The sequence below is a fragment of the Sebaldella sp. S0638 genome, assembly GCF_024158605.1.
GTDB lineage: Bacteria > Fusobacteriota > Fusobacteriia > Fusobacteriales > Leptotrichiaceae > Sebaldella.
Window position 1 is genome coordinate 1 of record NZ_JAMZGM010000150.1, and the last position, 519, is coordinate 519.

The window sequence follows — 519 nt, forward strand, 5'->3', positions numbered from 1 at the left end:
TTACAAACCTGTCAATATGAAAATACCGGAAAATGAGACCGGTAATCTTTTGAATAGGGAATTTAAAAGTAAAAATCCTCTAGAAATATTGGTAAGTGATCTCACATATGTCAGAGTGAATAGCAAATGGAACTACATTTGTCTTTTTGTAGATATTTTTAACAGACAGATAGTTGGATACAGTGTAGGAAGAAAAAAGAACGCAGAACTAGTATACAGAGCCTTGGCAGGGATAAAAGTAAATTTGAAAAAGATAAAAATATTTCATAGTGACAGAGGAAGTGAATTCAATAATCACATTATTAATGAAGCCCTTAATACTTTTGGGATATCACGGTCTTTGAGTAGAAAAGGAAATCCATATGATAATGCAGTAGCAGAGTCTACTTTTAAAATATTTAAAACAGAATTCATTAATAACAGTATATTTAACACATTAAATGAATTAGAAGTGGAATTAGCAGACTACATCAATTGGTTTAACAAACATAGAATTCATTCTACATTAGGATATTTAAG

Annotated in this window: 1 protein-coding gene; it reads left to right on the forward strand. The window is 29.7% G+C overall.

Annotated features, from left to right (window positions below; all coding sequences use genetic code 11):
• Positions 1-519, forward strand: a 519-nt coding sequence (locus tag NK213_RS18055) for an IS3 family transposase (protein ID WP_253351813.1), incomplete at both ends; no start/stop codon positions are given.